Source organism: Bradyrhizobium sp. CCBAU 51753, from assembly GCF_015291565.1.
Taxonomy (GTDB): domain Bacteria; phylum Pseudomonadota; class Alphaproteobacteria; order Rhizobiales; family Xanthobacteraceae; genus Bradyrhizobium; species Bradyrhizobium ivorense.
Genome location: NZ_CP030037.1, coordinates 5964447 through 5985094, shown reverse-complemented (window position 1 = coordinate 5985094; position 20648 = coordinate 5964447). Strand labels below are relative to the sequence as shown.

Here is a 20648-nt window from a genome sequence, read left to right as displayed (position 1 = left end):
GCGCGATTCCGGCCATGCTAGGATGCGCGCGATCGGTCGCCGGTTGCGACCCAGGCATGAGGACAAGCAAGATGCAGCGCCGCTATATCACTGTCGACGTATTCACTGACCGGGCCTTTGGCGGCAATCCGCTCGCCGTGGTGCTGGACGCCGGCGGGCTGTCGACGGCGCAGATGCAGGCGATCGCCACCGAGTTCAACTATTCCGAGACCACCTTCGTGCTGCCGCCGCAGGACACGGCCAACGACGCCCAGGTTCGCATCTTCACGATGCGCGCGGAGATTCCGTTCGCCGGCCATCCCAATGTCGGCACCGCCTTCGTGCTGGCGACGCGCGCGGCCAAGGCGCCGGAGCGGCTGAGGTTCGAGGAGAAAGCGGGCCTCGTGCCGGTCGAGATCCTGTCCGATGGCGGCAAGGTGATCGGCGCCGAGCTGACCGCGCCGCAGCCGCTGCAGCGCTCGCACGAGGTGAGCGCCGCCGAGGTCGCCGCGTGCCTGTCGCTGTCGGCCGATGACATCAGGACCGACCGCCACATGCCGCAGGTCGCTTCCGTCGGCCTGCCGTTCCTTGTGACCGAGATCGCTTCGCGTGAGGCGCTCAAGCGCGCGACGCCGAATGCCGCGGCGTTCGCAAAAGTGCTGGCGCATATCGGCCGCGACGTCATCTATTTCTACACCCGCGACGTGCCGCCAAGCGAGCAGCCGCTCGACCTGCAGGCGCGCATGTTCCATCCGGGCGCGAGCGGCCTGTCCGAAGATCCCGCGACCGGCAGTGCGACCGGCGCGGCCGCGGCCTTGCTCGCCGACCTCGATCCGACGCGCGACGGCGAATTGCGCCTGCGGATCGGGCAGGGCGTCGACATGGGCCGGCCGAGCCTGCTGCTCACGCGGGTGAAGAAGCAGGGCGGCGCCATCACGTCGGTGCATGTCGGCGGCAGCTGCGTGAAGATGATGGAGGGCACGCTGAACGTGGCGGGCGAAGGCTAGAGCATGATGAAGTCAGGTTGAGCCGGAACTGCGTCGAAGGTTTACCTCCCTTGGGAGGGGCGATCGGATGACATGCCAATTCCGCGGGATTTCGCCGGCTCAGGTCGGAGTGGCTAGAACGCCAGTCCGACCAAGCAGGCTATGACAGCGGAAACAACGGCACTCTTCGCATACCCGGATCGATCGAATCGAACCGGGCAGATTCATAAAGATCCCGCTCCCGCTCCGCATCGTGCGGCCCGATCAAACGATCCAGGCGGCATGGATCAGCGTCCATGGAATACGGGAGGACGCTTCTCCCGTTGCGCGCGAAAGTATTCTTCGTGGTCGTCGCTCTGCGCAAGTCGGGCAAGCTCGGGGAACAGCGCTGCGTAAGCCGCTTCCTGACCTTCGCTGAGTGCACGATGCGCCGAATTTATCGTCGCGCGAACACCAAGCGGGGCTGCGGCGGCTATGCTTCGAGCGACCTCGATCGCACGATCGAGTTGCTTTCCCGGCGGCGTCACGAATTGAACGGTACCCATTCGGTAGGCCTCATCGGCACTCCATTCATCGCCGGTCAGCATGTAACGCATTGCATTCGCCCAACCCACCTCGCGGACAAAGGCGATCGGCGCGCCGCCGGCCGGGAAGTGGCCACGGGTGACTTCCGGTTGTGCGAATACAGCATTGCTTGCGGCAACTCGGACGTCGGCAGCAAGGAAAAGCTCGTGGCCTGCGCCTTGACACCTGCCCTGTACGGCGACAACGAGCGGCTTCTCTCGACGCGGCGGGATGGTGCCGACCGGATTGACAAACTGGGCGATCTCCGGGAAGCGACCGCTACGAAGCACCGGCGCCCAGCTTTCAGCATCAAGGACTCCCCCGACAAAGTCGGGACCCAGGGAGTAGAGGACAGCGACGCGCAGAGCGTCATCATGATCGAGCATATACATCAAGCGGCCCAAGCCGATAACGCTCGACAGTTCGACACGGTCGTTGTCTTGCCGAATGCCGATCATCAAAATCGAGCCGTCCAGCCGTTCTACCTTGACGTTGCTCGGCATTGCTCCCGGGCCTGCAGGCGCTGCCGGCGGCTGGCTCTGTGCGAAGCCGGGGCCGGCTGCGAGGATAGTTGCGGTTGCGCCGGCGGCCAAAAACGCTCGGCGGTGCAATCCGCCTGCATGAGTTTCAGATAGCTGATCAGCGGATTGCTGCGGGTGAATTTCCCTGGATACGTCGCCGCGGTGGTTAGATTCACCAAAGACGTTGGCCATTGCGTTGCTCCTCCTATTCTTCGCGTCGCGTAGAAGAGATACGAGGGCATTCCACGAGCAGCTATCCTGGATAATATTGACGGGGTATGAAGGAGAACTTCACAGTCGAGCAACGCTGATGCGCGGCAGAATCCGGAATCCCGTTCCGATTTATCGGAACGGGATTTTAAACCTGCGGCGCGGCGAGATTGTCGATTTTGACGCCGTTGCGCTCCTCGATGATCTCGGCGATCCAGCGCCGGTGGCAGTGCTGATGGTCGCGCTCGTAGCAGAGGATGCAGACCGGCCCGGATGTCTTGACCAGCGCGGACAGCTCGTCGAGCTCCTCCTTGGCCTGCGCAGTCTTCAGGTGCGCGGTGTAGATCTTCTCCAGCAGCTCATACTTGCCGCTGCGCGCCGCCTCGCGGCCGTTCTTTGGCGTGCCGAGCCCGCGCAGATGGACATACGAAATGCCGCGCTCGTCGAGACCGGCGGCGAGCGCGCTCTTGGAGAAGCCCGGCCGGCGCGAGGAGGCCACCGCGCGGACGTCGACCAAAAGCTTGACGCCGGCCCGCGCGAGCTCGTCGAGCACCGCCTTCGAGGGGGTCTGCTCGTAGCCGATGGTGAACAGCTTCTTGGCCTTCGCCATGGCGTCTCCCGCTCAACTCACGCGCTCGATCAATTCCATCGCGCCCGCCGGCGCGCGGATCTTGCCCTCGTGGATCACATAGGCGAACACGTCGCGCGGTGCCTTCTTCGGCGCGGTGTTATCGACCCGCGGCAGGTCGTCCGGCTCGCCGCCGCCGGCCCAGTCCTGCAACCGCTTGGCCCAGGCATCGAGCTGTTTCGGCGGATAGCAGGTCTTCAATTCGTCATTGCCCTTCTGCAGCCGCGCATAGACGAAGTCGCTGGTTATGTCGGCGATCGCCGGATACTTGCCGTGCTCGGCGAACACCACCGGCACCTGGTGCTCGCGCAGCAGCGCGATGAACTCGGGCACGCGAAAACTGTCGTGGCGCACCTCGACGACATGGCGCAGCGCGCGGCCCTCGAGCTTGCGCGGCAACAGCTCGAGGAACTTGCCGAAATCGGCGCCGTCGAACTTCTTGGTCGGCGCGAACTGCCAGAGCACCGGGCCGAGCCGGTCCTTCAGCTCCAGCACGCCGGAATCATAGAACCGCTTCACGGAATCGCCGGCTTCGGCCAGCACGCGGCGGTTGGTCGCGAAGCGCGGACCCTTCAGCGAGAAGATGAAGCCGTCGGGCACTTCGCCGGCCCATTTGCGAAAGCTCTCCGGCTTCTGCGAGCCGTAATAGGTGCCGTTGATCTCGATCGAGGTCAGCTTCGAGGCCGCGTAGGACAGCTCCTTCGATTGCGCGAGCTTCTCGGGATAGAACACCCCGCGCCACGGCTCGAAGGTCCAGCCGCCGACGCCGATATAGATGTTGCCTGCGTCGGTCTTGGTCGTCTTTGTGTTTGTTGTCTTGGAGGGAGCTTTGGCCACGACTGCACTCATCGTGAGGAAGGAACGGGGATCGAGCCTAGTCAAAATAATCGTGATTGGCCAGTTTGCCAGACTGCTTATCGCGGTTGGCGGTCCTCGCTAGGATGCAAGAAACCGGAGAACAACAATGCGCATGCTGGCCGTCGCCGCCCTCTTCCTCCTGCCTGCTGCTGCCATGGCCGACGAGACCGACGATGCGCACAAGCTCGCGATCACCGGCCGCGACGCCTACTGGAATTGCCTCGCCCGCGAGTATCCGCGCGACAGCAACAAGGCGATGTCCGACCAGGAATTCACGACGTTGATCGCGACCGTCTGTCCCTCGGAGCGGCAGAATTTTCGGGTGTCGCTGATCGACTTCCTGTCGCTGCAGTTTCCGAAGCAGGATGCGGATGCGCGCCTGACAACCGCCAATCGCGCGATCGAGCTCGCGCAGAGGGACATCGTGACCGCCTTCGTCCGCCGCAAAGCGGCGGTCAAATAGGCCGCCAGATCCTGTTGCGCGCGGCCGGTTTTTGCTATCAATCCGCGCACAGGCAATGGGACGGTCCGGCATGAATTCGCAATCGACGGCAGGCTTTCTGGGCGCAGTGGTCGCGGCCATCGCGCTGGCGGCGGCGTTCATCTACGGGCCGTCACCGAGCCAGATGCGCAATCCCCAGCCGGCCGCGGTGCAGCAGGCGGCGCCCGCCGAAGCCGCCCCGGCGGCTCCGGCGCCGCGGGGTCCGGTGATTCGCGAAGTCCCGAATAATTAGTCCCTTGCCCCTTGCGGGGCGCCTCGGGCTCCCCACATGATTTCGAATGGTGCCGTCGAGCCTTCCAGCTCTCCGGCACCGGGGACGACCACGAATGTTAGGCTGCGCCGGATGTACGCGCGCCCCTTGTTCGTGGTCGTTGGCATTTTGGGGGTATCCTGATCCCCGTTTTCCCACCGTCGGATAGTGAGTTTGGACTCACCTGCGCTTGGCAGGGAGAGAGGCTGCCGCTATACGCTGGCGCTCATGAAAGACGCCCTCCAGCCGCTCGAGGCCCCTTTGCAGGCCGCCACATTGCCGCAGCTTTCGATCGTCGTCCCGACCTTCAACGAACGCGACAACGTCACGGTTTTGTACCGGCGGCTCGACGCGACGCTGAAGGACGTCGCCTGGGAGGTCATCTTCGTCGACGACAACTCGCCCGACGGAACCTCGGACGTGGTGCGCGGCCTGGCACGGCAGGATTCCCGGGTGCGCTGCATCCGCCGCATCGGCCGGCGCGGCCTGTCGGGGGCCTGCATCGAGGGCATTTTGGCCTCCAGCGCGCCCTATGCCGCGGTGATCGACGCCGACCTGCAGCATGACGAGACCCAGCTGCCCAAGATGGTGGCGCTGCTGCAGAGCGGCGAGGCCGACCTCGTGGTCGGCAGCCGCTACATCGAGGGCTACAAGGCCGAGGGTTTTAACAAGCAGCGCGCCGGCGCCAGCGCCTTCGCCACCGAGGTCGCCCGCCGCACGCTGAAGGTCGAGATCGCCGACCCGATGAGCGGCTTCTTCATGATCCGCCGCGACCGCTTCGAGCAACTCGCGCCGCAACTGTCGACCCAGGGCTTCAAGATCCTGCTCGACGTGGTGGCGACCGGGCAGGGCAAGCTGCGCACGGTCGAGATCCCCTATACGTTCGGCGCCCGCCAGCATGGCGAAAGCAAGCTCGATTCCATGGTCGCGCTCGACTTCCTCGGCCTGGTGCTGGCGAAGCTGACCAACGACGTGATCTCGCTGCGCTTCATCCTGTTCGCGACGGTCGGCGCGCTCGGCCTCCTGGTGCATCTCGCCGCGCTGTTCATTGCGCTGGAAGTGTTCCGCGCGCCGTTCGCGGAGGCGCAGGCCACCGGCGCGATCGTCGCCATGACCAGCAACTTCATCCTCAACAACTTCCTGACCTACCGCGACCAGCGGCTGAAGGGGTTTGGCATCGTGCGCGGCCTGCTGCTGTTCTATCTGGTCTGCAGCGTCGGTCTGCTCGCCAATGTCGGTGTCGCGTTCTCGGTCTACGATCAGGAGCCGATCTGGTGGCTGGCCGGTGCCGCTGGCGCGCTGATGGGCGTGGTCTGGAACTACGCGATGTCCGGGCTGTTCGTCTGGCGCAAGCGATGACGCCGCATGAAACCGAATGAGGCGCGGCTCGCCCAGGACACCGCCATTGCGGTCTGCGCGCTGGTCGTGCTGCGGCTGGTGGCAGCGTACTGGACGCCGCTGACCTTCGACGAAGCCTATTACTGGATGTGGTCGAAGGCGCTCGCCGGCGGCTATTACGACCATCCGCCAATGGTCGCGGTCGTGATCCGGCTCGGCACCATGATCGCGGGCGATACGCCGTTCGGCGTGCGGCTGGTGTCGATCCTGCTCGCGTTCCCGATGAGCTGGGCGATCTACCGCGCCGCCGCGATCCTGTTCGGCGGCAGCCGCGTCGCGGCGGGCGCCACCATCCTGCTCAACGTCACGCTGATGGCCGCCGTCGGGACGCTGATCGTGACGCCGGATTCGCCGCTCCTGGTCGCCGCCAGCTTCCTGCTGTTCGCGCTCGCCAAGGTGCTGGACAGCGGCCGCGGCGCCTGGTGGCTCGCGGTCGGCGCCAGCGCCGGCGCCGCCCTGCTGTCGAAATACACCGCGCTGTTCTTCGGTCCTGCGATCCTGTTCTGGCTTTTGGCCGTGCCGAAGCTGCAGCACTGGTTTCGGTCGCCCTGGCTCTATCTCGGCGGCCTGGTTGCGCTCGGCATGTTCGCGCCGGTCATCCTCTGGAATGCCGACCATCACTGGGTGTCCTTCATCAAGCAGATGGGGCGCGCCCGGATCGAGGATTTCCGGCCCGTCTACATTGCCGAGCTGATCCCGACCCAGTTCGCCTTTGCGACGCCCCTGGTCTTCATCCTCGGCATGATGGGTCTGTACGCGCTGTATCGGCGCCGCGCCGGCGCGATGCCCGCCCGCGTGCTGATCAACACCACGTTCTGGACCATCGTCATCTATTTTGCCTGGCATGCGCTGCATGCGCGGGTCGAGGCCAACTGGTTCGCGCCGGTCTATCCGGCGTTTGCGGTCGCGGCGGCGGTCGCCGCGATCCAGGTGCAATGGGGGCCGCGCGCGCAACGCACCGTCGATTTCTGCCGCCGCTGGTCGGCGCCTGGCGGCGTCGTGCTGTTCGCGCTGCTGATCGTGCAGGCCAACACCGGCGTGTTCTCGGCCTATCACCGCGACGCCACCGTGCGCAGCGTCGGCCTCGGCTGGGACGACCTTGCCAGCCGGATCGAGGCGGTGCGCAGTCGCACCGGCGCGACCTGCGTGCTGGCGCCGGATTACGGCACCACCGGGTGGCTCGCCTTCTATCTGCCCAAGGGCACCTGCGTCGCGCAGCACGGCCAGCGCATCCGCTGGATCAACATGCCGGAGCCGAGCCCGGCGCAGTTGGCCGGCAAGCTGTTGTTTGTGCATGAGTTCGGCCAGAACGTGCCGCCGTCGATCCGCGACGGCTTCAGCCATGTCGAGACCGTCGCCGAGGCCCAGCGCACCCGCGGGCCGCTGATCATCGAGACCTACGCTCTCGACCTCTTGGAAGGGCCGAAGGGCGATGTTTTCGACCGCTCGCCGCCGCCGGAATTGCAGGAAAACAGCGGCAGCTAGAGCAGGATCCGGAAAAGCGCGAAGCGGTTCTCCGAAAAGATTCATCGCGATTTGATGTAGGACCCATCGGTTTCGGCACGTCTTGTAGGGGTGTCTGCCAACCATATGAGGTTCCGACCATGACCAGTTCCGCCCTCAAGCCGGCCGCCGATCTCGCCAACACCAACACCAGGCGCGTTCCCAATGAGAGCGCCGAATATCGACGCGCCCGCCAGGCGCTGCTTATCGAAGAGATCGAGCTGCGCCGTCACATCGAGCGCGTCGCCGAATTGCGCCGCGCCTTGCCGCCGGGCGGCGAGGTGACGAAGGCCTACGAGTTCGTCGGCGAGTCCGGCAAGGCTTCGCTCGCCGACCTGTTCGGCAACAAGCCGACGCTGATCGTCTACAGCTACATGTTCGGTCCACAGCGCGAGAAGCCGTGTCCGATGTGCACCTCATTCATGAGCACATGGGAAAGCAAGCTGCCCGATGTCGAGCAGCGCGTTTCCTTCGTGTTCGTGGCGCGGTCGCCGATCGCGCGGCTGATCGAGGCGAAGCAGGCGCGCGGCTGGACCGGCCACCGGCTGTATTCCGATCCGTCGGGCGACTACACGCGCGACTATGTCAGCAAGGAAGACGCCGATCTGCCCGGCTATAACGTCTTCACGCGCCACGACGGCACCATCCGCCATTTCTGGGGCGGCGAAATGGGCGGCGGGACCATGGATCCCGGCCAGGACCCGCGCGGCGCTCCCGATATGGATCCGCTGTGGACCGTTCTCGACACCACGCCCGAAGGGCGCGGCAAGGACTGGTACCCGAAGCTGAGCTACTGAGGAGATCGTTTTTGCCGAAATCCCGCATGATTACGGGCTGATCGGAAACGAAATTCTCCGCAGCCTCACCGCCGCCGGCCGGGCCCGTGGCGGCGAGGCGGCCTGTCCCATGATGAAACAGAAAATGGGCATTTCGCGACCCAGGCTGATCTTAAAAAAGCCCTATGCCACAGGCACTTCCCGCGCTGCAGGGGACCGCAGCCAGTTAAATCGTATTTAACTAAAAGTCGCCTTAATGGCCGTCTGTGCCCCCTGTGCGACAGCAAGCCGAACGGCATTCGGCCGTAGTCGGGTGTGGGGACAAAGGTGGACCTGTTTTGAGCGCCGGGCGTATGAGTACGAGTGCGAGTGCGTATGTTCTTGGGGCGGCGAGCCGCAGGAAATCCTCCCGAAAAATTCTCCCCCAGCATTTCCTCGGCAGCGCCGCGGTGGCGGGCCTGGTGCTTGGCTGCGCCTGGACCGTCTATGCCAACATCTTTGCCGCGGGCGTCTATCCAACGGTGAACAGCGCAGCGTTCGACGCGCCGGTGGTGAAGCGGCCCGCGGCGGTGGCGGCGCGGCCGACACCGTCGTTCAACGACGTCTTCGCATCGCTGACGCCGCCGCCGGCCGCGCCCGCAAAGAGCGAGGTCGCGAAGTCGGAAGCTCCGGCACCTTCGCTTATGTTTAACGATCGGTTTGCGGCGGCGTCGCCCGATGGCGTGCCGTCCAGCGTCGTGGCCGATGCCGCGCCGCAGATCGACCCGATCAAGCAGGCTGCCGCGCCAAGACTCGCCGACGCGCCCAAGGTGGTCGCGACGACAAAAATCGCCGAGGCCTCCAAGCCGCTGCCGTCGCCGAAGTCGGTCGAGGCCGCGAAGAAGGACGCCGCCGCCAGCCTGCAGGTGGCGCTCAACGATCCGGCTGCGAAGGTCACCGAAACCAAGGCTACCGAAAGCAAGGCTACCGACACCAAGCCCGCCGAGACGAAGGCCGCGGCGAAATCCGGCAGCGTCACGGTGCGCGACATGGCCGCGCGCGCCAAGGCCGCGGTGATGTCGATCGCCTCGAACGAGCGGCAGACCATGGTCGAGAAGCTGTGGGGCAAGCGCGAGTCGAACGGCGGGCTGCTGTCGTTCGCATCGGCCGACGCCAACGTCACCGGCAGCATTCCCTCGACGCTGGACCAGAACCCGATGCTCGGCGGCTCGCCGCCCTATGACCGCCAGACCGCGGTCTACGACATTTCGGCCAAGACGGTGTACCTGCCCGACGGCACCCGGCTCGAGGCGCATTCCGGCCTCGGCTCCAGGATCGACGATCCGCGTTCCTCGCATCTGAAGATGGTCGGCGTGACCCCGCCGCACATCTATGAGCTGAAGCCGCGCGAGGCGCTGTTCCACGGCGTGCCGGCGCTGCGGCTGACGCCGATCGGCGGCGAGGGCAAGATCTTCAACCGCGTCGGCCTGCTCGCGCACACCTACATGCTCGGGCCCAACGGCGATTCCAACGGTTGCGTCTCGTTCAAGGACTACTACGCGTTCCTCGACGCCTACCGCAACAAGGGCATCCGCCGCCTCGCGGTGCTGGCGAGGGTTCAGTAAGGCGCGTCCTCCGCACCGCTGACACAATTGGCGCCGTTTCCCGTACCGGGCTCGGCTGTGCTAATGTTGCGGCAATCTGCTGCGAGTCGAACTCGACAACGGATCGGCGCAAACGATATGTCTCCTACAGCTCCCATCGAAACACCGCCGCCTCTTGCGACCGAAGCGTTCGCCGATGCCGACGCGGCTGTCGGCCGGATCGAGGAGATCTACGAGCGCAACACCCAGTTCCTGCGCAATCGCTTCGAGGCCTATGTCAACGGCGTGCCGTTCACGGCGCGGGTGCGCGCGTATTACCCGTTCGTGCGGATCACGACCTCGTCGCATGCGCGGCTGGATTCCCGTCTGGCCTACGGCTTCGTCGCGGGTCCCGGCGTGCACGAGACCAGCATCACTCGGCCGGACATTTTCCGGACCTATCTCACCGAGCAGATCGGGCTGCTGATCAAGAACCACGCCGTGGCGGTCGAGATCGGCGAATCGAGCGAGCCGATCCCGATCCATTTCGCCTATCGGCGCGACATCAACATCGAGGCCGCGCTGACCATTGCCGACAGCTCGGCCTTCACGAGGTCGCTGCGCGACGTGTTCGACACGCCCGATCCCGCCGGGATGGACGATGCGATCGCCGACGGCACCTTCGAGCTCAAGCCGGGCGCGCCGGAGCCGCTGGCGCTGTTCCGCGCCGCGCGCGTCGATTACTCGCTGCGCCGGCTCTATCACTACACCGGCACCGATCCGGAGCACTTCCAGAACTTTGTGATCTTCACCAACTACCAGTTCTATGTCGATGCCTTCGCGCAATCGAGCCTGCAACGCCTGGCGTCGGGCGAGGCCGGCATCGAGGCCTTCGTCGCACCGGGCAATGTGATCACGCAGAACGCGCGGCTCGGCGGCGGCACCACAGGCGTTGCATCCGAGCGGGTGCCGCAAATGCCGGCGTTTCATCTGGTCGAGCCGGGCTATCGCGGCATCACCCTGATCAATATCGGGATCGGTCCGTCGAACGCGCGCAACATCACCGATCACGTCGCGGTGCTGCGGCCGCATGCCTGGCTGATGATCGGGCACTGCGCAGGCTTGCGCAACACGCAGCGGCTCGGCGACTACGTGCTCGCGCACGGCTATGTCCGCGAGGACCATGTGCTCGACCACGAGCTGCCGCTCTGGGTGCCGATCCCGGCATTGGCGGAAATGCAGGTCGCGCTCGAGGAAGCGGTCGGCGAGGTCACCGGATTGTCCGGCTTCGAGCTGAAGCGGCTGATGCGCACCGGGACGGTCGCGAGCGTCGACAACCGCAACTGGGAGATCAGCGGGCCGCAGGTGATCCGGCGCATGTCGCAGTCGCGGTCGATCGCGCTCGACATGGAATCGGCGACGATCGCCGCCAACGGCTATCGCTTCCGCGTGCCCTACGGCACGCTGCTCTGCGTCTCCGACAAGCCGCTGCACGGCGAGATCAAGCTTGCCGGCATGGCCAGCGAATTCTATCGCCAGCGCGTCGGCCAGCATCTGCAGATCGGCCTGAAGGCGCTGGAGCGGCTGAAGCAGCAGGAATCCGAGCGCCTGCATTCGCGCAAGCTGCGCAGCTTTGCCGAAGTCGCGTTCCAGTAGCTTTTGCGCAGTTGCGCGCTGCTGACAATTCGGCAACCGTCGAGAGCGCACCCGAGCGGGTGACGCGTCGTGCGGCCTTGGCGCAAACCTTGCATTTCCTTTCAAGCAAAATTGACCGGCTCATGTGAACCGCGCCACACGGTGTTTCGCGGGAGCAGCGTAATCAGAGCGTGATTGCGAGTGAGGCAGTGCTGTCCGTTTGGGACACGCCTGCGGAAATTCTGGGCGACCAGCCGTTTTTTTGACGCAGCTTTTTTCATCACGTGCCAAGTTGACGGAGTCATTGATGCAAGACTATTCCGCTGGCCGCGATCCGGAGGAACGTTCCGTAGTGCGCAAATGGCGCCTCTATGTGATGTCGTTCTACGGATCGCTCGTTGCGATCCTGTTGCTGTTGTCCGCGATCGGCGACCGGCCGGTGCAGCTCGCTCGCAACGCGGACGCGCCGCATGCCGCCGGTTCGCTCGAGCACGTTCGACCTCAAGCTCACGCCGTGGTCAAGCCATGACGCCGTCCGGAAGCGATCAGGCGCTTTGCAGCATGGCGCTCGTCAGGCGAGCGCGTTGCCGCGGGCGATGATCGCGAAGCGATCCGACAGTTCTGCCAGCGCGACCTCGTGAATGGTGCGGGCCGCGAGCGTCCCGCCGAGACCGTCGGGCAGGTCGCGGGTCGCGCAGCTCTCGGCATCAACAGTGGTGCGGAAGCCGAGGTCGAGCGCGGCGCGGGCGGTCGAGCTGACGCACATATGGGTCATGAAGCCGGCGAGCACGAGCTCCTTGCGGCCGGTGGCGTCGAGCTGCACCTTCAAATCGGTGCCGGCAAAGGCGTTCGGCAACTCCTTCTCGATCACAGCCTCGCCTGCACGCGGTGCCAGCGGAGCAACGATTGCGCCGCGATCGGCGCCGCGGTCGAACAGGCTGCCGGGCTTGCCGCGATGCGCGATGTGAAAGATCGCGGCGCCGCTCTCTCGGGCACGTGCGAGCAGCGCCGTCGCACGCGCGATCGCGGCGTTGGCATCGGGCAGCGCGAGCGGGCCCGCGAGATATTCGTTCTGGATGTCGATCAGGACGAGGCAGGCATCGCCGAGGCGCGGCGGGGTGAGGTCGGCGCCGGCGAGCTGAAACAGGGTTTTGGCGGAGGACATGGCTTTCTCGATCTCCGGAAGGTGTGGTTGCTTGGCCAGATATAGCCTGCCCATCGCCTGCCGTTATGCAGGGATATCGCAGCCGCTGGCTGCAGGATTGCAGGAGGGGATCGGGCCATGTAGCCTGACGCCATGAATTGGGACGACTTCCGCATCATCGCGGCCGTGAGAGACGAGGGCACCTATGCCGGCGCCAGCGCCCGGCTGCGCATCGACGAGACCACCGTGGGCCGCCGGCTGGCGCGCATCGAGCGCGCGCTCGGCTTGCGGCTGTTCGAGGCCGCCGACGGCGTGCGCAAACCGACGGCGCAATGCGAGCTGCTGCTGGCGCATGTCCAGGCGATGGCCGTCCATGCCGACGAGATCGGCCGCATCGGCGAAAGCCTGCCCGGTCCGGTGGGGCGGCTGCGCATCGCCTCGACCAGCGCGATCGCCGAGGAGGTGCTGGCGCCGCGCGCCGCGGAATTCTTGCGCGCGCATCCGGGGCTTTCGCTGCAATTCCTGACGTCGAGCGAGAACGTCAAATTCTCGCGCTGGGAAGCGGATCTCGCGATTCGGCTGCGCAAGCCCGACAGAGGCGACTTCGCGATCTCCAAGCTCGCCGAGATCCGCATCTATCTCTTCGAGCCGATCGCGGCCGCCGCAGGCGACGCGGTGATGTGCGTCTATCCCGATGAACTCGACGGCACGCCCGAGATGCAGTTCTTGCGCGCGCGGCGGGTGCGCGGGCGTTGCGTCACCGACAATGTCCGCGTCATCCGCACGCTGATCCAGTCGCATCAGGCCGCCGGCGTGCTGCCCGAGCACGGTTGCGCTGATCTCTTGAGCGATCGCCGCCTGCGCGCGACGCTGCTGCCCAAGCGTCGCGACGCCTGGCTCTTGGTGCAAAATCACCTCAAGCACGACGCCGCGGCGCGCGTCACGATCGACTGGGTGCGCGCCTGCTTCCAGGAGATTTCGCGCGGCTGACGTCGCAAGGTTCGCCGTGATGTCCGTGATGCGGCGCCGCGCCTGCGGCAAAAAATTCTTGCACTCCCTCTTGCAACCCAGGCGAGCTTGGTCTATTAGCCCGCTCCTTCGCTTTGGCCTCGGGTTCGGGCTCGTTGAGATCCCGACTGGCGCGAGCCGCGCTGCGGTGTCGTGTTCCGCCGAAATGAAGACCACGGGATGTAGCTCATGGAGAGCGTCGGGGTGAAACCCGAAGGCATCGGTTCGATTCCGATCTCTCACAAAGGATAGCTCAGTTAGGTAGAGCAGGTGACCGAGAATCATCTTGTCGCGGGTTCAAATCCCGCTCCAGCGCTCCGTTTCAGCCTGTAAAGCTGATACCTCTGACGAGGACCGGACGCGCGCTTCAGTCGCGGTCCGGCCGTTTTGCCGCAAGGCTTTCCGTCCGACCATCGACACTGTGAGACCGGCTTTGCGCCGCGGTGGATACCGCTTGCGCTGATGCCGGGTGGCTCCGCACGGCCGCGCGACTTTGTCGCGCGATCGCGCGCGTGCGCCCGTCATCATGCGAGCTCAAGCCACGGCCCGCTTGGCCTGACAGGAAGGCGCGTTCGGTTCTCACGTCCTTTGCAATTGCAACCCGCTCTTCGGCCCATGGGCCGGAGCGCAAAACATGGAGGTGTGCCATGAAGCTGAATGAGACCTGGCATGTCCTGACGACCAGTGTGACGGTGAAGGATGGCGAGCGCGCGCTGCTCACGCGCAACGGCCGGCTCGAGCGCGTGCTCGCGCCCGGACGCTACAGCCTGTTCGATCCCCTGCATCAGCTCAAGGCCGAGCTGTTCAGCGTCGTGCGGACCGAATTCCCCGCGGATCGCTTCGCGGTGATCAAGGCCGCGCGTCCCGATCTCGCCAGCGAGCTGTTCGAGGCGGTCGAGACCAAGGCGAACGAGATCGCGATCGTCAGCCTCGACGGCCGTCCCGTGCAGCTGATGACGCCCTGGCAGACCCGCGTTTACTGGAAGGTGGCGACCGCGGTCGACGTCGAGCGCATTGACGTCGCCGAGGATCCCCGTGTCACCGCGCGGCATCTGGCGATGATCCAGCCCAACCGGGCCGGCGTCATCACCGAGGCCGTGGTCGAGAACCACGAGGCCGGTTTGCTCACCGTCGAGGGCAGGCTGGTCGAGCGGCTCGCGCCCGGCCGGCACGCGTTCTGGATCGCGGGCCGCAAGATCGAGGTCAAGCGCCTCGACCTGCGTCCCCAGGCGGTCGAGATCACGGCGCAGGAGATGCTGACCAAGGATCGTATCGCGCTGCGCGTGACGCTGACCGCGTTCCGCCGGATCGTCGATCCCGAGCGCGTCGTGGCCAGCGTGCCCGACGTGGATGCGTGGCTGTACCGTCTGGTGCAGTTCGCAATCCGCGAGGCGGTGGCCGGCCGCACGCTCGACGAGGTGCTGTCGGCGAAGACGGCGCTCGATGCCGAGCTGCGCGACTACGTCCGCGAGCGTGTCGCGGAGAGCGGTGTCGAGGTCACCGAGCTCGGCGTCAAGGACGTGATCCTGCCCGGCGAGATCCGCGAGCTCGTCAACAAGGTGGTGGAGGCGGAGCGGCTGGCGAAGGCCAACCTGATCCGCCGCCAGGAGGAGACCGCGGCGACGCGGTCGCTGCTCAACACCGCCAAGCTGATGGAGGAGAACCCTCTGCTGCTGCGGCTCAAGGAGCTGGAGTCGCTCGAGCGCCTGGTCGAGAAGGTCGGCCGCATCGACCTGCATGCCGGCGAGGGCCAGGGCCTCGATGCCCTGCTGACCAAGCTGGTGCGCCTCAAGGCGCCCGAGAGCGCGTGAGAAGAAGGGCCGCCCACGGGCGGCCCTTTGCTTTCCGCCGGGACGAACGCCGGCATCCTTACGGATGTTAGCGTGCAAAGGCCGCTGTAAGGGAGCGCCGCCGCGGCACAATGCCGGGCAGGCTGCCACAAACAAGGAGGTGCCACTGCGGACGGATTGCGGTAACGTTTGGTCACCGTGGTCCGGAATTCGGCTGGCCGCCAACCCGTCGGTGGAGCCAATGCAACAGATTGCGGAATGGCTCGAGAAGCTGGGGCTTGGGCAATACGCGCTGCGTTTTGCCGAGAACGGGATCGACATCGGTGTTCTACCCGAGCTGACGGATGAAGACTTCGACAGGCTCGGGGTTCTGCTCGGGCATCGCCGTAAGATGCTCCGTGCGATCGCCGATGTCAGTCAGGCCGAACTGATCGCCGCGCCGGTTTCACCGCACGATGCCGAGCGACGCCACCTCACCGTGATGTTCTGCGATCTGGTCGGCTCGACGGCCTTGTCGGCGCGTCTCGATCCCGAGGACATGTGGGAGGTGATCCGCGCCTATCGCGCGGCCTGTGCGCGGGTGATCGCGACCTACGATGGCGTCGTTGCGAGATTCGTCGGCGATGGCATCCTCGCTTATTTCGGCTATCCCCGTGCCCACGAGGACGACGCCGAGCGCGCGGTGCGCGCCGGCCTCGACGTCATCGCTGCAATCGGCAAGCTCGAGACCCGCGCGGAGGAGGGAGTCGCCGTGCGGATCGCGATCGCGAGCGGGCTTGTCGTGGTCGGCGACCTCGTCTCCGGCGGCGCGTCGGAGGAGCAGGCGCTGGTCGGCGATGCGCCGAACATCGCCGCGCGGCTGCAGAGCCTTGCGGAGCCGGACGTGGTCGTCGTCGCCGCCTCGACACGCCGGCTGCTCGGCAATCTGTTCACGCTTCGCAATCTCGGCCGCCGCGAGGTCAAGGGCATCTCCGAGCCGATCGCGGTGTGGGCAGTCGAGGGCGAGCCGGCGTCGGAAAGCCGCTTCGAGGCGGTGCGCACCGCGCGCTCGATCGGCTTCGTCGGCCGCAAGGCGGAGATCGAATTTGCGCTGTCGCGCCAGCAACTGGCGTGGCAGGGCCAGGGCCAGGCGGTGCTGATATCGGGCGAAGCGGGTATCGGCAAATCGCGCATCGTGGCGATGCTCTCCGACAGCCTCGCGTCCGCGACGCATCGCCGTGTGCGGTATCAATGCTCGCCCTATCACAGCAACAGCGCGCTGTACCCCTTCATCGCCCAGCTGGAGCGTGCCGCCGGCATCAGGCCGGAAGACGTGCCGGAGCAGAAGCTGGACAAGCTCGAAGCCATGCTGGCGCTCGGGACGCTGCAGGTTCCTGCCGTGACACCTCTGATCGCGGCGCTGCTGTCGATCCCGACCGGCGAGCGTTATCCGCCGCTCGGCCTGAGCCCGGCGCAGCAGCGGCGGCAGACATTCGCAGCGCTGCTCGATCAGCTCGAGGGCCTCGCCCGGCAGCAGCCGGTGCTTGTCGTCTGCGAAGACATGCATTGGGCCGACGCCACGTCGCTCGAGCTGCTCGATCTCGCGGTCGACCGGATCAGGGGACTGCCGATCCTCATGCTCATGACGTTCAGGCCGGAGTTCGAGCCGCCGTGGGCGGGGCTCGCCAATGTCAGCCTGCTGCGGCTCGATCGGCTCGACCGGCAGGACACGCGCGCGCTGATCGAACAGGTCACGGTCGGTCGGTCGCTCCCCGGCGAAATGATGACGCAGATCATCGAGCGGACGGATGGCGTCCCGCTGTTCGTCGAGGAACTGACCAAGATGGTCATGGAGTCGGGACTGCTGGTCGAGAATGCCGGGCGCTATCGCCTCGACAATCCGCTGCCGCCGCTTGCGATTCCTGCGACGCTGCAGGACTCGCTGATGGCCCGGCTTGACCGGCTGGCGCCGGTCAAGGAGGTGGCGCAGATCGGTGCTGCGATCGGCCGTGATTTCTCCTATGCGCTGCTGCGCAGCGTGGCCGGGCGCGATGATCTGACGCTAGCCGCGGCGCTTGCCCAGCTCGAAGAAGCCGAGTTGCTGTTGCGCCGGGGCACGCCACCGGATGCAAGCTACAGCTTCAAGCATGCCCTGGTCCAGGAAGCGGCTTACGACAGCCTGCTCAGGAGCCGCCGGCAATTGCTTCACAAGCTTATCGGCGACGCGCTGCGTGACAAGTTTGCCGAGATCGCGGAAATCGAGCCGGAAGTCGTTGCCTACCATTTCACCGAGGCAGGGCTCGGCGAAACCGCGCTGGCGTGGTGGCGCAAGGCGGGTCAGCAGGCGCTGAAGCGCTCGGCTTATCGCGAGGCGGTCGCGCATCTCGGCAAGGCGGTCGCGATAGCCGATGGATTGCCCGACGAGCCGGCTCGGATGATCGGCCGGCTCCATCTGCAAATCGCCTACGGCCGTGCGTTGCGGGGCAGCCTTGGGCACAGCGCGCCCGAGACCGTGGCCGCCTGGACGCGCGCCCGGCGGTTCGCCGCTGACATCGATGATCCAATCGAACTGGCGCCGATTCAGTCGGGCCTCTTCAATGCCTGCTTGACCCATGGCGAGCTCGCGCCGATGCGGGAGTTGGCCGAGGCGATTATGGGGGCGGCGGACCGGCATCCGGAATCGCCGGTGGCGACCATCGTCGCGCGCTGGGCCGGAGGGGTGACCTGCTGGTTCGCGGGCGACTATCTGAACGCCGCTAGCCATCTGGAGCAGGCGTTCGCGGCCTATACGGCCGAGCCGGATCCGGCGACCTTCAAGGCGTCGACGCTCGACCTGCCGTTCGTCATCATGAGATTTCTCGCCCTGGTGCTTTGGCCGCGCGGCGAGATTGATCGAGCCCAGCGGCTCGCAGGCGCAGCGGTGAGCATCGCCGGGGAACAGCGCGCGCTCGCGCGTGCCAATGCGCTGGTTCACAAGGCCGTTTTCGATGGGCTGTGCGGCAGCAGGTTGCGGCAGACCGAGACGATCCTTGCCCTTGGCCTGGCGCAAGACCACACGATGCCGCTGTATGTCGCCGCCGGCACTTATCTCAATGGGCTGGCGAAGTGGCGCGCCGGCGACCGCGCGGCAGGTCTCGCGGAGATGCAGCGTGGCTGGACGTTGCTGCACGAAAACGACTGCTACCTCTGTGAGCCGTTCTGGGGATTGCAAATTGCGGTGGCGAATGCAGCAGCCGGGCATGCGGAGGCGGGGCTCGACATCGTCAATGAGCTGATCGACGCGACCGAGCAGTCCGGGCAGCACTGGCTGGATGCCGAGCTGTACCGCGTGCGGGGTGAGTTGCTGTCGCGTCGCGACAACCCTGACATTTCCGGCGCCGAGCAGGCCTTCCACCGCGCGCTGGAGATCGCTCGAAGGCAACAGACGAAGACATTCGAACTGCGTAGCGCGCTCGCATTTGCACGCCTGTACGCCGGCATCGGCCGGGTGGATGCGGTGCCGGAGGTGCTTGCGCCGGTTCGCGCCGGCTTCGATGCGGAGCAGGATCTCGCCGAGATCCGGGATGCCGACGAACTGCTCAGCCAGGTGAATTGGCCGGGCTGCCACTCGCGCGCATTGCGCCGCGACTGAGCAATTGCGCGGCGGCTGTGCAATTGCGCATCACCGCTCGCGCGCAGCCCGTCATCAGGCCGCACTTTGCGGCGCTTGCCATGCGGCGAAATTGGAACTCCTTCGTTCCCGCGGTTCTACGGTGCGATCATGCGCATTTTGCTGTTGCGTTCGGCGGCTCATTTGCATCTAAACTCTGTGTGTGCTGTGCAGAGAAATTCCGCCTTGCGGTCAGGCGTTTGGAGATGTTTTTTTGAACGAGTATCTGAGTGAGTTGGTGCTCATTGCGCGTTGCTTCGATGCGGGACAGAGCCGGTGAGTCTTTGCGGCGGAACTGGTAATCGCCTTCTCGCGACACTGCCGACGGCGGATCTCGATCTGCTGAGACCTGATCTGGAGACGGTGGACATCAATCAGGATGAGATCCTGGCGCGAGCCGGTGACAAGATCGATCATGTCTTCTTTCCCCATAGCGGGGCGATCCTGCTGATGATCGACATGGCGGATGGGCAAACGGTTGCGACTGGCGTTGTCGGGCGCGAAGGGGCCGTGGGCAGTCTTTCGGTGCTCGGGTCGTCCCCATCGGGCGTTACAGCAGTCGTTCGTGCAGCGGGCACCGCCTCGCGGATTGCCGCGCCGCGATTCTACGCGGCGGTCGGCCGCAGTCCCGCAATCCGGAAGGCGATCCAGAATCACGTCAGGGCGATGCTGATCCAGTTCCAGCTCGGTTCGGCCTGCAATGCGCTGCATCCGGTTGAAGCCCGCATGGCGCGCTGGCTGCTCCAGCTTCGCGATCGTGTCGACAGCGACGTGCTCCCGCTGACCCAGCAGGCGCTCTCGCAAATCCTCGGTGTGCGGCGAACGACGGTGACGCTGTTGATGCGCAATCTGCGCATGCGTGGCGCGATCACGTCTGAGCAACGTGGCCGGATCGAGATCGACCGGCCGCGGCTATCGGCGGCGGCGTGCGAATGCCACCGCGTCATGCGTCTCGAAGTCGAGAAGATCTTCTCGGACAAGACCGTCCGGCCTCTCGCGGCGGCTCAGGCTGACGAGCCGCGCATTTCGGAAATCGAAGCCGACGACGTGGCGTGAGCGCGCTGCAACGCGATCAGCTTCTCCGATCAGGCTCCCCTGCGGGTCCGGATGCCGCCTCGAGCTTTGCGATCTCGCGCAGCACCTTCGCCGTCTGGCGTAACTCATCGCGCTCCGGCCCCGGTCTCAGCCGTCGTGCTTCGTCGAGAAAGTCTTTGGCCTGCAGCAACCAAATGGATACTTCCGTTGCGGTCTGCGTGTGCGCCATGGTGTCCCTCCATCGCGATCCTCAATGACCTGTGTCGAGGCCGGCGAGCCGGCGTCGCGCGCGGATGCTCGGCTCGTCAACCCAGGCATCGCGCGCGAACCAGGCGTGATCAGTGCGGCAGAATGGGCAGCGGCTGCGCGAGAAGAACACCGCGCTGCGTCTAAAGCTCTCGTGATCAGTCCGGATGCCGGTGGGAATTGCGTGTCCGGTTTGCGGACATTTGACCATGAGCATGCCCATGTGAGCCTCCCTCGCGATTGCTTTTTGTCTTGTGCAGTAAAGAAACTCCGGCCGGTTGGATTACGCCTGCTGTCGGTGCGACTAGTTGGGGGGCATCGCCGCACCTGCGGCTTTGACAGAGCATTGGGCAGTGGGGGCTGTATGCTCGTTGCTAGGCTTATCCAACCGGCCGGATCCCTCCTCAAACGAGTTCTCGACGTGA

18 protein-coding genes and 1 tRNA gene are annotated in these 20648 nt (G+C 65.6%); 14 read left to right on the top strand and 5 right to left on the bottom strand.

What is annotated here, in order from left to right:
• The first annotated feature begins 71 nt into the window (after positions 1 to 71).
• Positions 72 to 986, top strand: a complete 915-nt coding sequence (locus XH93_RS27375; RefSeq protein ID WP_194469874.1) for a PhzF family phenazine biosynthesis protein — start codon at positions 72 to 74, stop codon at positions 984 to 986.
• 266 nt (positions 987 to 1252) lie between these two features.
• Here XH93_RS27375 and XH93_RS27370 read toward each other — a convergent pair whose 3' ends face one another.
• The 3 genes from XH93_RS27370 to XH93_RS27360 all read right to left on the bottom strand — a co-directional run bounded on the left by XH93_RS27370 (position 1253) and on the right by XH93_RS27360 (position 3737).
• The gene (locus XH93_RS27370) at positions 1253 to 2242 is read right to left on the bottom strand and encodes an enoyl-CoA hydratase-related protein (RefSeq protein WP_194469873.1); all 990 of its coding nucleotides are present in this window, start codon (positions 2240 to 2242) and stop codon (positions 1253 to 1255) included.
• Between the two features lie 166 nt (positions 2243 to 2408).
• Positions 2409 to 2870, bottom strand: coding sequence for a DUF488 family protein (locus XH93_RS27365; RefSeq protein ID WP_194469872.1), 462 nt, complete (start codon positions 2868 to 2870; stop codon positions 2409 to 2411).
• A 12-nt stretch (positions 2871 to 2882) separates the two neighbouring features.
• Positions 2883 to 3737: a DUF72 domain-containing protein gene (locus XH93_RS27360; protein ID WP_371814796.1), complete on the bottom strand. Its 855-nt coding sequence runs from the start codon at positions 3735 to 3737 to the stop codon at positions 2883 to 2885.
• Between the two features lie 115 nt (positions 3738 to 3852).
• Between XH93_RS27360 and XH93_RS27355 the strand changes: the two genes are divergently transcribed.
• The 8 genes from XH93_RS27355 (at position 3853) to XH93_RS27320 (ending at position 11901) form a co-directional block, all read left to right on the top strand.
• Positions 3853 to 4209 (top strand): hypothetical protein, encoded by a 357-nt coding sequence (locus XH93_RS27355; protein WP_194469870.1) that lies wholly within the window; start codon positions 3853 to 3855, stop codon positions 4207 to 4209.
• 70 nt (positions 4210 to 4279) lie between these two features.
• A complete protein-coding gene (locus XH93_RS27350) occupies positions 4280 to 4480 on the top strand; it encodes a hypothetical protein (RefSeq protein ID WP_194469869.1) in 201 nt (66 codons plus the stop codon).
• A gap of 246 nt (positions 4481 to 4726) precedes the next feature.
• Positions 4727 to 5857: a glycosyltransferase family 2 protein gene (locus tag XH93_RS27345; protein ID WP_139484707.1), complete on the top strand. Its 1131-nt coding sequence runs from the start codon at positions 4727 to 4729 to the stop codon at positions 5855 to 5857.
• Between the two features lie 6 nt (positions 5858 to 5863).
• A complete protein-coding gene (locus XH93_RS27340) occupies positions 5864 to 7381 on the top strand; it encodes a glycosyltransferase family 39 protein (protein ID WP_194469868.1) in 1518 nt (505 codons plus the stop codon).
• Between the two features lie 119 nt (positions 7382 to 7500).
• Entirely contained in the window at positions 7501 to 8196 is a 696-nt protein-coding gene (locus XH93_RS27335; protein ID WP_194469867.1) for a DUF899 family protein, read from the top strand.
• 428 nt (positions 8197 to 8624) lie between these two features.
• Positions 8625 to 9779, top strand: a complete 1155-nt coding sequence (locus tag XH93_RS27330) for a tlde1 domain-containing protein (RefSeq protein WP_371814795.1) — start codon at positions 8625 to 8627, stop codon at positions 9777 to 9779.
• Positions 9780 to 9896: 117 nt separating this feature from the next.
• On the top strand, positions 9897 to 11393 hold the full coding sequence (locus XH93_RS27325) for an AMP nucleosidase (protein ID WP_194469866.1): 1497 nt from the start codon (positions 9897 to 9899) through the stop codon (positions 11391 to 11393).
• 286 nt (positions 11394 to 11679) lie between these two features.
• Positions 11680 to 11901: a hypothetical protein gene (locus tag XH93_RS27320; RefSeq protein WP_194469865.1), complete on the top strand. Its 222-nt coding sequence runs from the start codon at positions 11680 to 11682 to the stop codon at positions 11899 to 11901.
• A gap of 42 nt (positions 11902 to 11943) precedes the next feature.
• Here XH93_RS27320 and XH93_RS27315 read toward each other — a convergent pair whose 3' ends face one another.
• Entirely contained in the window at positions 11944 to 12537 is a 594-nt protein-coding gene (locus XH93_RS27315) for a cysteine hydrolase family protein (RefSeq protein WP_194469864.1), read from the bottom strand.
• A 132-nt stretch (positions 12538 to 12669) separates the two neighbouring features.
• Between XH93_RS27315 and XH93_RS27310 the strand changes: the two genes are divergently transcribed.
• The 5 genes from XH93_RS27310 to XH93_RS27290 all read left to right on the top strand — a co-directional run bounded on the left by XH93_RS27310 (position 12670) and on the right by XH93_RS27290 (position 19998).
• Positions 12670 to 13506, top strand: a complete 837-nt coding sequence (locus XH93_RS27310; protein ID WP_194469863.1) for a LysR family transcriptional regulator — start codon at positions 12670 to 12672, stop codon at positions 13504 to 13506.
• A gap of 264 nt (positions 13507 to 13770) precedes the next feature.
• Positions 13771 to 13836 (top strand) — tRNA-Leu (locus tag XH93_RS27305).
• Between the two features lie 335 nt (positions 13837 to 14171).
• A complete protein-coding gene (locus tag XH93_RS27300) occupies positions 14172 to 15335 on the top strand; it encodes a slipin family protein (RefSeq protein ID WP_194469862.1) in 1164 nt (387 codons plus the stop codon).
• Between the two features lie 220 nt (positions 15336 to 15555).
• Positions 15556 to 18924 (top strand): adenylate/guanylate cyclase domain-containing protein, encoded by a 3369-nt coding sequence (locus tag XH93_RS27295; protein WP_194469861.1) that lies wholly within the window; start codon positions 15556 to 15558, stop codon positions 18922 to 18924.
• A gap of 294 nt (positions 18925 to 19218) precedes the next feature.
• Positions 19219 to 19998, top strand: a complete 780-nt coding sequence (locus XH93_RS27290) for a Crp/Fnr family transcriptional regulator (protein WP_194469860.1) — start codon at positions 19219 to 19221, stop codon at positions 19996 to 19998.
• A gap of 16 nt (positions 19999 to 20014) precedes the next feature.
• Here XH93_RS27290 and XH93_RS27285 read toward each other — a convergent pair whose 3' ends face one another.
• Complete coding sequence (locus XH93_RS27285; protein ID WP_194469859.1) at positions 20015 to 20206, bottom strand: hypothetical protein; 192 nt, start codon at positions 20204 to 20206, stop codon at positions 20015 to 20017.
• Positions 20207 to 20648: the final 442 nt, after the last annotated feature.